This window comes from Aeromonas allosaccharophila (genome assembly GCF_000819685.1).
Lineage (GTDB): Bacteria > Pseudomonadota > Gammaproteobacteria > Enterobacterales > Aeromonadaceae > Aeromonas > Aeromonas allosaccharophila.
Map to the genome: position 1 here is coordinate 1 of NZ_CDBR01000091.1, position 13,466 is coordinate 13,466.

A 13,466-nucleotide genomic window follows, 5' to 3' on the forward strand; every position below is an offset into this window, starting at 1 on the left:
GCTTCGCTGTTTGAGACGGCCGAGCCAGAGGCTCAAGCCCGCCGTCAGGATGAGGACCAGTTCAATTCCCATGACTAGACCGCCAAGCTCGCCTTGCTCCCAGAAGGGGTGCAGGTAAAGCCCCCCTAGACTGGCTCCCAGATAGTAGGCCACCAGATAGAGGGAGGAGGCGAGGGCGCGGTTGTGTTCGACATGATGACCGACCCAGGCACTGGCGCAGGCGTGTGCCAGGAAAAAGCCGAAGCTGGAGACCAGCAAGCCGCTCAGGATCCCGAGCAGACTGCCCTGCAGCAGCCACAGACTGCCGATGGCCATCAGCGCGATCCCGACCAGCAGCATGCGTTGTGCCCCCCAGCGGTTGGCGAAACGGCCGCTCAGGGAGGAGGCGACCGTCCCCGAAAGATAGGTGAGAAACAGCATGCCAAGCCACTGGGTGGGCAGGGAGAAGGGTGGCTTGGCCAGCAGGAAGGTGAGATAGCTGAACTGGTTCAGAAACACCATGAAGTTGAGCCCCCCGATAAGGTAAGCCCCTACCAGCAAGGGATTGGTCAGGTGTTGCTGCAAGGCGCGGGCAAATTGACTGTGAACGGGGGCGCTCGCCACAAAGCGGGTCTGATGGGGCAGCAGCCAGAAGACCAGCGGCAGCAGCGACAGGCTGATAACACCAATCCCCAGAAAGGTGTGCTGCCAGTCGCCAAACCAGCCCGCCAACAGGCCACCGACCACCCGACCGGCAATGCCTCCGAGGGAGTTGGCGGCAATATAGACCCCAACCGCCGAGAGCAGCGCCCGTTTGCTGAACTCTTCCCCCATATAGGCAATCGCAGTAGCTGGTAACCCGGCCAGCAGCGCCCCCTGCAGGATGCGCAGCAATAGCAGGGAGCTGAACTGTTCAACCAGCGGGATCAACAACGAGAGCAGGATCGCCAGGGTGAGGGTACCCAGCATGACCTGCCGACGGCCATGGCGATCCGCCAGTCTGGCGCAGATCAGCAGGGAGGCGGCGAGGCCTGCGGTACAGCCTGCCAGGGTCCAGCTGGCCGAGAGGGAGTTGACCGAGAAGACCTCGGCAATCAGGGGTAACAGGGGATGGGTCTGGTAGAGGTTCAGAAACACCAGAAAAGAGCCCAGGCTGAGGGCCAGGGTTGCACGTATCCACTCGCGACTTCCGACTTCAATCATTGCGTATTGTCCTGACAGCTTTTGGTCAGGGTAGAGTCCTTGCGGTTATAAATATAATATATTTAAGTTATCTATCTCATAAGACGAATTGATACATGGATCTGAAACAGCTCACCTATCTGCTGGCGGTCAGGGATGCCGGTTCGTTTACCAAGGCTGCCAACAGCCTGCATGTGGCACAACCTGCCATCAGCATGGCCATCGCCAAACTGGAGCAGCAGCTCGAGTTGCGGCTGTTTGATCGGCAGGACCGGACGGTACGGCTCACCCCGGAGGGGGAGGTGCTCTGTCGCCATGCCGAGCGCCTGCTGTTGCAAATGCATCAGGCCGAGGCCGAGATGGCCGAACTGAAGGGGTTGGAGCGGGGGGAGGTGCGGATCGGGATCCCCTATATGATGGGCTCCTACTATTTTCCCCCTCGTCTGATGGCCTTCAAGCATCGCTATCCCGGGCTCAAGATCCGGGTCGAAGAGGCAGGTACCCGCGAGTTGCTCAGCCGGATGGTGGATGGCTCCCTCGATCTGGCCATCCTCATCACCAGTGATCTGCCGCCCGCCATCGAGGGGGCACATCTGCTAAGCGAAGAGATGTTGATGGTGGTGGGGGACGATCACCCCCTGCGCGGCGAACCGGCCGTGACCCTCTCGCAGTTTTTTGCTCAGGAGTTGGCGCTGTTTCGCCGCGGTTTCTATCACCGCGAGCATATGGAGGCGCAGGCCCAGAGCCTTGGCGTAGAACCCGATATTGCCTTCGAGAGCAATCTGATCCCTCTGCTAAAGGCAGTGGTGCGGCAAGGCTTTGCGGTGACCACCTTCTTGCGAATGGTGCTGGAAGAGGAGCTGGATCTGAGCGGTGTGCCTTTCGACCCGCCCATCTATCTCGATCTCTGCGTGGCGTGGCGGCGTGGCGATCCGCTCTCCATGGCCAATCGAGCCTTGCGCGATTTCCTGCTCAAGGATCGCCCGGCCTGATGGTGGCGGGCCCTTGCTGAAAATTTGTTACTATTAATGGTGGGTTCGCTTGAGGGCTACACCATGAAACTGCAGCAATTGCGCTATATCGTCGAGGTGGCGAACCACAGGCTGAATCTGTCGGCCACCGCCGAGAGCCTCTTCACCTCCCAGCCCGGGATCAGCAAACAGGTGCGGATGCTGGAGGATGAACTGGGGATCCAGATCTTCGAGCGCAGTGGCAAACACCTGACCCAGATCACCCCCATCGGTCGGGATGTGATCAAGGTAGCCGCCGAGGTGCTGGACAAGGTCGCTACCATCAAGGTGATGGCCAGGCAGCATGTGCATCCGGAGCAGGGAACCCTCACCATTGTGGCCACTCATCTGCAGGCTCGCTATATTCTGCCCGCCATCCTCAAGGGCTTCATAGCCCGCTTTCCCAAAGTCGCCGTAACGCTGATGCAGGGGAGTGCGGCGCAGTGCCGCGCAGCCGTGCATGATGGCGCTGCCGATCTGCTGCTTGCCGATGAACCGGAGGAGGGGAGCGATCTGCTGATGCTCCCCTCATTTCAGTGGCAACGGGGCTTGGTGCTGCTAAAGGATCATCCGTTGGCCAAAGCGACATCGCTGGCCCCGGCCGAACTGGTCGAGTTTGCGCTGGTGACCGACGGAAGGCCGCTCTCAGCCACTCATGGCACCGATTGCGCTCATGCCGAGAGCCGGATCGCCTGTTGTGCGAGCGACAGCGATGTGCTCAAGACCTATGTCAGACAAGGGATGGGCATCGGGGTGATGGCCACCTTTGCCTGGGAGCCCCAGCGCGATGGCGATCTGCTGCTCAAGGTGGTGCCCTGGCTACCTGGTGGTGTGGCCGCAATCGGTCTGCGCAGAGGGGCGTTTTTGTGCGGCTATCTGTATGACCTGATTGGCCGTCTCGCGCCGCAATTGACTCGCGAGCGGGTCGATCAATGCTGCGCTGCCCGCACTGGCGAAGAGCTTGATGCACTGCTGGTCAATCTGACCGTGCCAGTGCGATAGCCTGGGTCGGTGTGTGACTGTCTCAAGAAAAACGCCTCCGAATTGGAGGCGTTTGACTATCTGGCATCTGTCAATGCAGGCTCACTTCTTCAGCATGTGATCCAGCTTGTTGGCCTTGGTTGACAGATAGAACTCGTTGTGGGGATTGCGCCCTTCCTGCAACGGCACCCGTTCGGCCACCGGAATGCCGAAGGATTCCATGGCTTTCATCTTGCGCGGGTTGTTGGTCATCAGTTTGAGGGACTTGACCTCAAGCTGCTTGAGCATGTCGGCGCAGATGGTGTAATCGCGCATATCGGCGGCGAAGCCCAGGGCCACGTTGGCCTCAACGGTATCGGCACCCTGATCCTGCAGGTGATAGGCACGGATCTTGTTGAGCAAACCGATGCCACGGCCCTCTTGACGCACATACAACAACACGCCACGACCCGCCTTGGCGATATTTTCCATGGCGGCCTGCAACTGGAAACCGCAGTCACAACGCAGGCTGAACAGGGCGTCTCCGGTCAGGCACTCTGAGTGGATCCGGCCCAGTACAGGCTCTTCACCGGTAATGTCGCCCATCACCAGTGCTGCGTGATCCTTGCCTGTGCCGGTTTCCTGAAAACCTACCAGCGTGAAGGTGCCCCAGGGGGTTGGCAATTTTGATTTGGCCACGAGGGTAACGCTGCTCATAGGTTGCTCCTTACTGCTAACGGCTCAAAAAAGGGGGCCAGTTTAGCGCGCCTTGTCGGCAACGACCATAAGAACAAGTCCCTGCATTGCTTAATGAAATGTCCAGGTAAGAGACAAGCACCGCTGCCCGCCGGGGTTTTGGTCCTTTGTGCGGATTGATGACTGCCAGGCTCACCACATTCGGGTATAATCGGCGCCCATTAACCCACCCCCTCGGGATGGGAGCAACACAGTGCAGGAGAGAAGTTATGCCTCAGATGGCCCCCGTGATGACAATTGATGGCCCCAGTGGCGCAGGAAAAGGCACCTTGTGCCAGCTGCTCGCCGAGAAGCTGGGTTGGCACTTGCTGGACTCGGGCGCCATCTATCGGGTGTTGTCCCTGGCCGCTCTGCATCACGATGTAGCGCTGGACAGTGAAGCCTCATTAGTACCGCTGGCCGCCAATCTGGATGTGCAATTTCAGGTTGAAGGGGATCTGGTCAAGGTGATCCTGGAAGGGGAAGATGTCTCACGAACCATCCGCACCGAAGAGGTGGGCAATGCCGCCAGTAAAATCGCCGCCTTCCCCCGGGTGCGTGAAGCCTTGCTGCGCCGTCAACGGGCATTTCGTCAGGCTCCGGGTCTGATCGCCGATGGCCGCGACATGGGCACAGTGGTTTTCCCCGAGGCCGAGGTGAAAATTTTCCTCGACGCCAGCGCCGAAGAACGGGCTCAGCGCCGCTATAAGCAGTTGCAAGATAAGGGCTTTGATGTTAACTTTGAGCGTCTTTTAACCGAGATCCGGGAACGTGACGATCGCGACAGAAATCGCGCTACTGCGCCCCTGAAACCGGCAGAAGATGCTCTGGTGGTAGACTCTACCGCCATGACCATAGATGACGTGCTGGCAACAGTGCTCGCCTATGCAGAGCAACAACTTGGTGATGCCAGCGCAAGCTGACACCCGGTCGTCTGCACCAAGGATGGCGCAGATTATTTAAAACAGCCCCGCTTGCGCCGGATTGCAAGTGGATGTTTCATTTGTGACATAAACAATGATCGAATCTTTTGCTCAACTCTTTGAAGAGTCCCTGAACGCCGTTGAAACCCGTCAAGGTTCCATCGTCAAGGGTACTGTCGTTGCTATCGAGAACGGTTTCGTACTGGTTGACGCCGGTCTGAAATCCGAGTCCGCTATTCCGGCTGAAGAATTCAAGAACGCCATGGGCGAGCTGGAAATCAACGTCGGCGATACCGTTGATGTGGCTCTGGACTCTATCGAAGATGGTTTCGGCGAAACCAAGCTGTCCCGCGAAAAAGCCAAGCGCCACGAAGCCTGGCTGCAGCTTGAGAAGGCATACGAAGAGCAAGCTACCGTTATCGGTATCATCAACGGCAAGGTCAAGGGTGGTTTCACCGTTGAACTGAACGGCATCCGTGCCTTCCTGCCGGGTTCTCTGGTTGACGTGCGTCCGATCCGTGACACCGCTCACCTGGAAAACAAAGAACTCGAGTTCAAAGTCATCAAGCTGGACCAGAAGCGCAACAACGTTGTTGTTTCCCGTCGTGCCGTGATCGAGACCGAGAACACCTCCGAGCGTGAAAGCCTGCTGGCTAACCTGCAAGAAGGTCAAGAAGTTAAGGGTATCGTCAAGAACCTGACCGACTACGGTGCATTCGTAGATCTGGGCGGTGTTGACGGCCTGCTGCACATCACCGACATGGCGTGGAAGCGCGTTAAGCATCCTTCCGAAATCGTCAACGTTGGCGACGAGATCGCTGTCAAGGTTCTGAAGTTCGACCGCGAGCGTACCCGTGTATCCCTGGGTCTGAAGCAGCTGGGCGAAGATCCCTGGGTTGCTATCGCCAAGCGTTACCCGGAGACCACCCGTCTGTCTGGCCGCGTGACCAACCTGACCGACTACGGCTGCTTCGTTGAAATCGAAGAAGGCGTTGAAGGCCTGGTACACGTATCCGAGATGGATTGGACCAACAAGAACATCCACCCGTCCAAAGTTGTTAACGTTGGCGACGTGGTTGACGTGATGGTTCTGGACATCGACGAAGAGCGTCGTCGTATCTCCCTGGGTCTGAAGCAGTGCAAATCCAACCCGTGGCAGCTGTTTGCCGAAACTCACGCCAAAGGCGACCGTGTTTCCGGCAAGATCAAGTCCATCACTGACTTCGGTATCTTCATCGGTCTGGATGGCGGCATCGACGGTCTGGTTCACCTGTCTGACATCTCCTGGAACAACCAGGGCGAAGAAGCCGTGCGTGAATTCAAGAAAGGCGACGAGATCGAGGCCGTTGTTCTGCAAGTGGATCCGGAGCGTGAGCGCATCTCCCTGGGTGTCAAGCAGATCGAAGAAGACCCGTTCAACAAGTACCTGGCTGACAACAAGAAAGGTGCTATCGTGAAGGGTAAGGTTACCGAGGTTGATGCCAAAGGTGCCGTTATCGAACTGGCTGACGGCGTAGAAGGCTACCTGCGTGCCTCCGACGCTGCTCGTGACCGTGTAGAAGACGCCACTCTGGTGCTGTCTGTTGGTGACGAAGTAGAAGCTAAATTCATGGGCGTTGATCGTAAGAACCGCACCGTAAGCCTGTCTGTCCGTGCTAAGGACGAGGCTGATGAGCGTGTTGCTATCGATAGCCTGAACCAACAAGAAGAAGTTGTGTTCAGCAATGCTATGATGGAAGCGTTCAAAGCCGCCAAGGGTGAGTAATCCTTGATGCAAGAAAAGGGCGGCATTGCGCCGCCCTTTTTTATCCTGGCAAAATGAATATTGCATGTGATCGGGGAAGGAGATTTAACGTTATGACCAAATCAGATCTCATCGAACAACTGGCATCCAGCCGCATGCATATGCCGGCCAAGGATGTCGAAGCCGCCATCAAGGAGATCCTTGAACAGATGGCGTCGACCTTGCAAAACGGCGACCGGATTGAAATCCGCGGATTTGGCAGTTTTTCACTGCACTATCGTGCGCCCCGTGTGGGACGCAACCCCAAGACTGGGGACAAGGTTGAACTGACCGGGAAATATGTCCCGCACTTCAAACCTGGCAAAGAGTTGCGCGAGCGCGTCAACATCATTGAATAATGCAGAAATGGGCATACCTCGGGTATGCCTTTTTTGTTTTTGGCGCCGATTCCTGTGCCAATCGTCTTGTTTCTTAAACTCTTTTCCCATTCACTCTAGAGTCTGCCTGCGATTTTAAGGATAATCAGCCTCTCATTAGATGATACTGACAGGGAGCTCTTATGAAGCGTATTTTGGCCCTCATTCCGCTGGTGCTGGTGTTTGTTCTGACCTTGGCGCTGGGCTCACAAAACGGCCAGCTGGTTCAGTTCAATTACCTGATTGCTCAGGGCGAGTTCTCGCTTGCCATGTTGTTGGGCTTCTTCTTCGCTGGTGGTTTTTTGCTGGGCTGGCTGGTATTCGGCCTGCTGTTCCTGCGCCTGAAAATGCAAAACCGCACCCTCAACCGCACCATGCGTCGTCAATCCCGCGAGTTGGAGCTGGCCCGGTCACCGGGTAAGGAATAATGTTCCTCAATGCTTGAACTGCTTTTCCTGCTGTTGCCCATCGCCGCCGGTTATGGCTGGTACATGGGTCGCAGGAGTGTTCGCCAGGACACCCAGAAACAGAGTAACCAGTTTTCCCGCCAGTATGTGGCGGGCCTCAACTATTTGCTGTCCGATGAATCCGACAAGGCGGTGGATCTCTTTATCCAGCTGCTTGAGGTGGACAGTGAAACCATCGAAACACACCTCTCCCTCGGCAACCTGTTTCGCCAGCGCGGGGAGGTCGATCGTGCCATCAAGATCCACCAGAATCTGGTGACCCGTCAATTGACCCGGGAGCAGCGCCAGCTGGCCTTGCAGGAGCTGGCTCGCGATTTTCTGGCTGCCGGTCTGCTAGACCGTGCTGAAGCGCTCTGGAATGAGCTGTGTGACGACAGCGATTATGAAGAGACGGCGCTGGCACAGCTGTTGATCATCCATCAGCAGCTGCGGGATTGGGACAAGGCCATCGATGTGGCGGTTCGTCTGCAAAAATATCAGGGCAAGAAGCTGGCCGACCCCATTTCCCATTTCTATTGCGAACAAGCCGAGATTGCGCTGCGCGAGGGCAATAAAGGGGAGGGGCTGGCCAAGCTCAAACGGGCGCTCACCATCAATCCGGCATGTGCCCGGGCCAGTTTGCGTCTTGCTGAGCTCGCCATGGCAGAGGGGGAGTATGAGCAGGCCAGCAAGGAGTTGCTGCGGGTGTTCGAGCAGGATATCGACTTTGCGTCCGAGGCTATGCCCAAATTGCTCGAGTGCTATCAGCAGTTGGGCCGCACGCCTGCGTTAATCCCGCTGCTTGAAAAGGCGGTGGAAGATCACGCCGGTGTCAGCGTGACCCTTGCCCTTGCCAAGCTGGTTGAAGAGCGTGATGGCCTGAGCCAGGCCCGTTCACTGGTGCTGCGTCAACTGCGTCGTCACCCGTCGATGAAAGGTTTTTACCAGCTGGTGGGTTTTCAGCTGGCCGGTGCGGAGGAGGGACCTGCCAAGGAGAGCCTCGAACTGCTGCAACAGCTGGTCGGCGAGCAGATCAAAATCAAGTCAACCCACAAGTGTCGGCAGTGCGGCTTTGCCACTCACTCGCTGTTCTGGCAGTGCCCGTCTTGTCGCCAGTGGGGTTCCATCAAGCCGATCCGTGGTCTGGACGGTGAATAACAAGCAATAGGATGTGAGATGCAAGATCCCAAAGTACTGGTAGCGCTGGATTATCAGCACGAGGCAGATGCCTTAGCGTTCATTGAACGTATCTCTCCGGCCCAGTGCCGTCTCAAGGTAGGCAAGGAGATGTTTACCCTGTTTGGCCCGCAGTTTGTACGCCAGCTGGTGGCCAAGGGATTCGATGTCTTTCTGGATCTGAAGTTTCACGATATTCCCAATACCGTTGCCAAGGCCGTGGCAGCCAGTGCCGAGCTCGGTGTCTGGATGGTCAACGTGCATGCCAGTGGTGGTGAGCGGATGATGCGTGCCGCCAAAGAGGCGCTACTGCCTTATGGCGACAAGGCGCCGCTGCTGATTGGGGTCACCGTGCTGACCAGCATGGAGCAGTCCGACATGATCCCCCTTGGTCTGGATGTGAGCCCGGCCGAGCAGGTGATCCGGCTGGCTACTTTGACCAAGACATCCGGTCTGGATGGGGTGGTCTGCTCTGCCAACGAGGCCCATGAGCTGAAAGCCTTGCTGGGCGCCGATTTCAAGCTGGTGACCCCGGGCATTCGCCCGACCGGTTCAGCGGTGGGCGATCAGCGCCGGGTGATGACCCCCAAAGCGGCGGTCGAGGCGGGTTCCGATTATCTGGTTATCGGTCGCCCCATTACCCAGGCTGCCGATCCGGCCGCCATGCTGGCCAGTATCAATGCCGAGCTGGCTGGTGCGTAACAGACTCACTCAGTGATACACGGTGCAGGCCGAGCAACAGGCCTGCACCGGCCCCGATAAGGTGAGAGCCGATGTGTACCCTGGCATTGATCAGGGTGGAGATCGGGCTCTCTCCTGCGTTGTAGAAGTCCATTACCAGTTTGAGCCCCATCCCTGCCAGCAGTAGCCAGCCCGATGTGCGGCGTCCGTGGCGGATATCCTGCATTGCCCCCCAGACAAACAGGCCATGCAGCGAGCCGGATAGCCCCATGTACCACTGGGTCTGCGGGCACCACCACCAGATCCCCAAGCCCACTGCCAGCCAGAGCAGCAACATCAGCAGCGGCAGACGGGCCTGACCCAGATAGTCGCGAAACAAGCTATAGAGGATAGCGAGGCCGCTCAGATTGAGCAGCAGGTGCCACAGATTGGTATGGGCCAGATTGCCTGTTATGATCCGCCACCCTTCGCCACCTGCGATCAAGGGCCGATCGAAGGAGAGCTGAAGGTTGGGAACGGTAAAGAAGAGTAGCAAGCTGGTGAGAGAGAGCGTGATAACCCAGAGCAATCCAGATTTGTCTGACAACATGAAACAGTCCAACGACAAGAACAGTCGATACTGTACACGTTGCACCCGAGCCCTCAAAGCCTGCCTGTGCGATTATATTGTGCAGGTTGACAATCACACGCCCCTCTACATCTTGCAGCACCCCAACGAGGTGGCACATCCCAAGGGCACCGCGGCGCTGCTGGCAGCCTCTTTGCAACAGTGCGAGATCCATGTGGGGGAGGACTTTTCCCGCGATGAGTGGCTGAGCGGGCTGCTCGCCGATCCTTCCCGTCGCTGCTATCTACTCTGGCCGGATGAGGATGCCATTTCGCTGACCGATCTTCGCCAACAGCGGACGAGTGAGCCCTCTGATGCGGTGCCCATCGCCTTTATCTTGCTCGACGGCACCTGGCGCAAAGCCTATCGCATGTTGCAGAGCAACCCGGCACTGGCCCGCTTGCCCCGCATCGGCATTGGTGCCATTGCCGGTCAATATGCCATTCGCAAGAAACCCTTTCCCGATGCCCTCTCTACCATAGAGGCGGGCTATCACCTCTTGTCCCGGTGGGAGGGGAGGCCGGAGCGTTATGCGCCCTTGCTGACCCTGTTTAACCGGCTGAATACCCAGTGGCAGGACTTTGCCGAAGGCCGCCGCGCGTGACAATTCAAGGAGTTATCAAGATGAAAAAAGCAGTCGTGGTTTTCAGCGGCGGTCAGGACAGCACTACTTGTCTGGTGCAGGCATTGGCTCAGTATGATGAAGTACACGCCATCACCTTCGACTATGGCCAGCGCCATCGGGAAGAGATCGACACCGCGCGCCGTCTGGGCAGTGCACTGGGGATTGCCGCCCACAAGGTGATGGATGTGACGCTGCTCAATGAGTTGGCGGTCTCTGCCCTGACCCGTGACGACATCCCGGTCAGCTGCGAGTTGCAGGATAATGGCCTGCCCAACACCTTCGTGCCGGGCCGCAATATCCTGTTCCTGACGCTGGCCTCCATCTATGCCTATCAGGTAGGCGCCGAAGCGGTGATCACCGGTGTGTGCGAGACCGATTTTTCCGGCTATCCCGATTGCCGTGACGAGTTCGTCAAGGCCCTCAATCAGGCGGTGTCGCTCGGGCTGGGTCGCGGCATTCGTTTTGACACGCCCTTGATGTGGCTCGACAAGGCCGAGACCTGGGCACTGGCGGATCACTATGGTCACCTCGACACGGTGCGTCAGCAGACCCTGACCTGTTATAACGGCATTGCCGGTGACGGTTGCGGCACGTGTCCGGCTTGCGAGCTGCGCAGTCGCGGCCTGAACAACTATCTGGCCGACAAGGCGGGCATCATGGCCAGGCTGTATGATAAAACCGGGCTGGGCGAGAAAAGCGCAGAGTGAGCCTGCGTCTTGCCGTGGCTTGGGGTATAATCCGCGACTTTTGCAACAAGCCGTGATCGAGATGCACTACCCAATTAACGAGATTTTCCAGACCATCCAGGGGGAGGGCATCTTTACCGGCCTGCCCGCCATCTTTGTTCGCCTGCAGGGTTGCCCGGTGGGCTGCCCCTGGTGCGATACCCGTCATACCTGGGTTGTTGATCCGGCTCGTGAAGTGGGTAAAGAGGCGGTGCTGGATCGCTCCAACGAATCCGATTGCTGGAGCCAACTCAGCACCGCGCAGATCATCAAGAGCTTTAGCGAGCTGGGTTATCAGGCGCGCCATGTGGTGATCACCGGTGGCGAGCCCTGCCTCTACGATCTGCACGAACTCTCGTCAGCCCTGCTGGCGGCGGGTTATCAGGTGCAGATTGAAACCAGTGGTACCAGCGAGATCAAGACCCATGAGCAGACCTGGGTGACCGTCTCCCCCAAGATTGGCATGAAAGGGGGGCTGCCTGTGCTGGTCTCAGCGCTGGAGCGGGCCAACGAGATAAAGCATCCGGTGGCAACAGAACACCATATCGAAGAGCTGGATGCGCTGCTCGCGACCGCGGCCCTGCGCCCGGATGTGGTCATTGCCTTGCAGCCGATTAGCCAGAAGCCACGGGCCACCCAATTGGCGATGGATACCTGTATCGCGCGTAACTGGCGACTCTCAATCCAGACTCATAAATATCTGGATATCGATTAATATGGATTGGCTCTCCGACGAACAGGTGCTGCTGACGCTGACTAACAAGATGCCTTACGGTAAATATCAGGGGCGGCGTATCATCGATATTCCCGAGCCCTATCTGGTGTGGATGGCGCGCAGCGGTTTTCCGGCGGGTAAATTGGGCCAGACGCTGGCGCTGGCTTATGAGATAAAACTCAATGGACTCGAGTCCATGATTATTCCCATTATTAACAGGATGTCGGTATGAGAATATATACGAGGCAGGGCGACAAGGGTATGACCCGGCTGGCCGATGGTATCCAGTTGCCCAAGGATCATTTGCGGGTCGAGACCTACGGTTATATCGATGAGCTCAACTCCCATATTGGCTTGCTGATTTGTGATGTGCCGTCGCAAGAGGTCGGCTTATTGGCTGATTTACAGCTGTTGCAACAGGAGTTGTTTGATCTGGGGGGCGAGTTGGCATTCTCCAGCGACGCCCAGAATGAATTGATTTGGCAGGTTAATGCCACCTGGACCACTCGCCTTGAACAACAGATAGATCGTTATAGCGAGCCATTGCCACCGCTGCGCCAATTTATATTGCCCGGTGGTTCCCGTGCAGCGGCGCAAGCACATGTGGTGCGAACTCTGGTGCGTCATTGCGAGCGCTTGCTGCTGACATTGAGCCGGGAAGAGCAGGTCAATCCCGAGGCTCTGCCCTATCTGAACCGGATGAGTGACTGGTTCTTTACCGTTGCCCGCTACCTCATCTGCGTGGCAGGGGTGCGTGAAGTGTTATGGGTAAAGGCTGCAGATCGCCCGCAATCGGCTATCTGATATTTCACGTTTAAGCGGCAATAAAAAACCTCGCCTTGGCGAGGTTTTTTATTCGCAACGCAAGCGCTGTCAGATAGCAAAATCTTCCAGTGATTTACCTGCTGCCACAGCGCTGGCAATGGCCGAAGGCATACGGCCCTGGCCGGTCCAGGTTTTCTCTACGCCATTATCCTGATAGCGATATTTGGCCGGACGTGGCGCGCGTTTGGCTTTTTCTGATTTGCCGGGGTTGGTCGCGACAGCGCTTACCAATTCTGCCGGGTCAATACCGGCTGCTTTCAGCATTTCGCTATATTCGTTGATTTTACGCAGATGCTCTTCACGGGCCTGACGCTCGGCAGCTTCATCCTGCTGACGTTCAGCAACGATCGCAGAGAGTTTTTCCAGTGCCTCTTCCAGTTGTTCCAGAGAAAGTTCGCGGCAGGTCGCACGCAGACTGCGGATATTAAGCAGTACCTTTAAAAATTCATTCATAGGAGTTACCACGTCGAGTCAGAGAAAAATATTATGTTCCAGCTGATTCTTGCTTGGCGATTTAAATAAGTCAAGCCGGGTTAAATATTATATCCGTAGCGATCATCAATACAGATATTTAATATGGCCAGCAATAGGGAACAGGGATTGGATGCCAATGAAACCGCAGTAGGTGAAAATAGCGTCAAAGCTGGTGTTGCTGCATCATTTGACTACCATTTTCCGACGTTGATATGTTTATCATGACTATTTAATCAAAAAACT

At 57.0% G+C, this 13,466-nt stretch carries 17 protein-coding genes; 13 read left to right on the plus strand and 4 right to left on the minus strand.

The genetic code is table 11. The features are described 5' to 3' along the window. Nucleotides 1-1,182 (minus strand): MFS transporter (locus BN1115_RS15470; RefSeq protein ID WP_042657859.1); only part of this gene is annotated, 1,182 nt, incomplete at its 3' end. A gap of 95 nt (nt 1,183-1,277) precedes the next feature. Here BN1115_RS15470 and BN1115_RS15475 point away from each other — a divergent pair. Then, nucleotides 1,278-2,153 carry a LysR family transcriptional regulator gene (locus BN1115_RS15475; RefSeq protein ID WP_042657860.1) on the plus strand — a complete coding sequence of 292 codons (876 nt, stop codon included), beginning with the start codon at nt 1,278-1,280 and terminating at the stop codon, nt 2,151-2,153. Nucleotides 2,154-2,216: 63 nt separating this feature from the next. Further along, complete coding sequence (locus BN1115_RS15480; protein ID WP_042657940.1) at nt 2,217-3,173, plus strand: LysR substrate-binding domain-containing protein; 957 nt, start codon at nt 2,217-2,219, stop codon at nt 3,171-3,173. 81 nt (nt 3,174-3,254) lie between these two features. Here the strand turns inward: BN1115_RS15480 and ribA are convergent, their stop codons facing one another. Further along, a complete protein-coding gene (gene ribA, locus BN1115_RS15485) occupies nt 3,255-3,848 on the minus strand; it encodes a GTP cyclohydrolase II (protein WP_005337152.1) in 594 nt (197 codons plus the stop codon). Nucleotides 3,849-4,096: 248 nt separating this feature from the next. Here ribA and cmk point away from each other — a divergent pair, with 248 nt between their 5' ends. From cmk to pyrF, 6 genes are all read left to right on the plus strand, one after another. Then, nucleotides 4,097-4,789, plus strand: a complete 693-nt coding sequence (cmk, locus tag BN1115_RS15490; protein WP_042057282.1) for a (d)CMP kinase — start codon at nt 4,097-4,099, stop codon at nt 4,787-4,789. 94 nt (nt 4,790-4,883) lie between these two features. Then, complete coding sequence (rpsA, locus tag BN1115_RS15495; RefSeq protein WP_042013223.1) at nt 4,884-6,554, plus strand: 30S ribosomal protein S1; 1,671 nt, start codon at nt 4,884-4,886, stop codon at nt 6,552-6,554. A gap of 92 nt (nt 6,555-6,646) precedes the next feature. Then, entirely contained in the window at nt 6,647-6,931 is a 285-nt protein-coding gene (gene ihfB, locus BN1115_RS15500; protein WP_033136607.1) for an integration host factor subunit beta, read from the plus strand. Between the two features lie 161 nt (nt 6,932-7,092). Then, nucleotides 7,093-7,377 carry a LapA family protein gene (locus BN1115_RS15505; RefSeq protein ID WP_005337143.1) on the plus strand — a complete coding sequence of 95 codons (285 nt, stop codon included), beginning with the start codon at nt 7,093-7,095 and terminating at the stop codon, nt 7,375-7,377. Between the two features lie 9 nt (nt 7,378-7,386). Further along, nucleotides 7,387-8,553: a lipopolysaccharide assembly protein LapB gene (gene lapB / locus BN1115_RS15510; RefSeq protein WP_042657861.1), complete on the plus strand. Its 1,167-nt coding sequence runs from the start codon at nt 7,387-7,389 to the stop codon at nt 8,551-8,553. A gap of 18 nt (nt 8,554-8,571) precedes the next feature. After that, a complete protein-coding gene (gene pyrF, locus BN1115_RS15515; protein ID WP_042657862.1) occupies nt 8,572-9,273 on the plus strand; it encodes an orotidine-5'-phosphate decarboxylase in 702 nt (233 codons plus the stop codon). On the opposite strand, the gene rrtA is transcribed toward pyrF, so the two are convergent. After that, nucleotides 9,248-9,841 (minus strand): rhombosortase, encoded by a 594-nt coding sequence (gene rrtA / locus BN1115_RS15520; protein ID WP_167335563.1) that lies wholly within the window; start codon nt 9,839-9,841, stop codon nt 9,248-9,250. The two genes, pyrF and rrtA, sit on opposite strands and share 26 nt — an antisense overlap. Here rrtA and BN1115_RS15525 point away from each other — a divergent pair. The 5 genes from BN1115_RS15525 to BN1115_RS15545 all read left to right on the plus strand — a co-directional run bounded on the left by BN1115_RS15525 (nt 9,840) and on the right by BN1115_RS15545 (nt 12,728). Next, nucleotides 9,840-10,463, plus strand: a complete 624-nt coding sequence (locus tag BN1115_RS15525) for a tRNA-uridine aminocarboxypropyltransferase (RefSeq protein ID WP_042657863.1) — start codon at nt 9,840-9,842, stop codon at nt 10,461-10,463. The genes rrtA and BN1115_RS15525 overlap by 2 nt on opposite strands. 20 nt (nt 10,464-10,483) lie before the next feature. Further along, on the plus strand, nt 10,484-11,191 hold the full coding sequence (gene queC / locus BN1115_RS15530; protein ID WP_042657864.1) for a 7-cyano-7-deazaguanine synthase QueC: 708 nt from the start codon (nt 10,484-10,486) through the stop codon (nt 11,189-11,191). A gap of 61 nt (nt 11,192-11,252) precedes the next feature. After that, nucleotides 11,253-11,924 (plus strand): 7-carboxy-7-deazaguanine synthase QueE, encoded by a 672-nt coding sequence (queE, locus tag BN1115_RS15535; protein WP_042657865.1) that lies wholly within the window; start codon nt 11,253-11,255, stop codon nt 11,922-11,924. Nucleotide 11,925: 1 nt separating this feature from the next. After that, on the plus strand, nt 11,926-12,156 hold the full coding sequence (locus BN1115_RS15540) for a DUF3820 family protein (protein ID WP_005337126.1): 231 nt from the start codon (nt 11,926-11,928) through the stop codon (nt 12,154-12,156). Further along, nucleotides 12,153-12,728 carry a cob(I)yrinic acid a,c-diamide adenosyltransferase gene (locus BN1115_RS15545; RefSeq protein WP_042657866.1) on the plus strand — a complete coding sequence of 192 codons (576 nt, stop codon included), beginning with the start codon at nt 12,153-12,155 and terminating at the stop codon, nt 12,726-12,728. The genes BN1115_RS15540 and BN1115_RS15545 overlap by 4 nt, the downstream gene beginning before the upstream one ends. A gap of 69 nt (nt 12,729-12,797) precedes the next feature. Here BN1115_RS15545 and BN1115_RS15550 read toward each other — a convergent pair whose 3' ends face one another. After that, nucleotides 12,798-13,202: an H-NS family histone-like protein gene (locus tag BN1115_RS15550; protein ID WP_005337123.1), complete on the minus strand. Its 405-nt coding sequence runs from the start codon at nt 13,200-13,202 to the stop codon at nt 12,798-12,800. Nucleotides 13,203-13,466 lie beyond the last annotated feature (264 nt).

Coding starts and splice junctions, on each gene's coding strand:
- BN1115_RS15545 (WP_042657866.1), top strand. CDS start 12,153: ATGAGAATATATACGAGGCAGGGCGACAAGGGTATGACCCGGCTGGCC.
- queE (WP_042657865.1), top strand. CDS start 11,253: ATGCACTACCCAATTAACGAGATTTTCCAGACCATCCAGGGGGAGGGC.
- ihfB (WP_033136607.1), top strand. CDS start 6,647: ATGACCAAATCAGATCTCATCGAACAACTGGCATCCAGCCGCATGCAT.
- pyrF (WP_042657862.1), top strand. CDS start 8,572: ATGCAAGATCCCAAAGTACTGGTAGCGCTGGATTATCAGCACGAGGCA.
- BN1115_RS15505 (WP_005337143.1), top strand. CDS start 7,093: ATGAAGCGTATTTTGGCCCTCATTCCGCTGGTGCTGGTGTTTGTTCTG.
- BN1115_RS15475 (WP_042657860.1), top strand. CDS start 1,278: ATGGATCTGAAACAGCTCACCTATCTGCTGGCGGTCAGGGATGCCGGT.
- lapB (WP_042657861.1), top strand. CDS start 7,387: ATGCTTGAACTGCTTTTCCTGCTGTTGCCCATCGCCGCCGGTTATGGC.
- BN1115_RS15480 (WP_042657940.1), top strand. CDS start 2,217: ATGAAACTGCAGCAATTGCGCTATATCGTCGAGGTGGCGAACCACAGG.
- rpsA (WP_042013223.1), top strand. CDS start 4,884: ATGATCGAATCTTTTGCTCAACTCTTTGAAGAGTCCCTGAACGCCGTT.
- BN1115_RS15550 (WP_005337123.1), bottom strand. CDS start 13,202: ATGAATGAATTTTTAAAGGTACTGCTTAATATCCGCAGTCTGCGTGCG.
- cmk (WP_042057282.1), top strand. CDS start 4,097: ATGCCTCAGATGGCCCCCGTGATGACAATTGATGGCCCCAGTGGCGCA.
- BN1115_RS15540 (WP_005337126.1), top strand. CDS start 11,926: ATGGATTGGCTCTCCGACGAACAGGTGCTGCTGACGCTGACTAACAAG.
- BN1115_RS15525 (WP_042657863.1), top strand. CDS start 9,840: ATGAAACAGTCCAACGACAAGAACAGTCGATACTGTACACGTTGCACC.
- queC (WP_042657864.1), top strand. CDS start 10,484: ATGAAAAAAGCAGTCGTGGTTTTCAGCGGCGGTCAGGACAGCACTACT.
- rrtA (WP_167335563.1), bottom strand. CDS start 9,841: ATGTTGTCAGACAAATCTGGATTGCTCTGGGTTATCACGCTCTCTCTC.
- ribA (WP_005337152.1), bottom strand. CDS start 3,848: ATGAGCAGCGTTACCCTCGTGGCCAAATCAAAATTGCCAACCCCCTGG.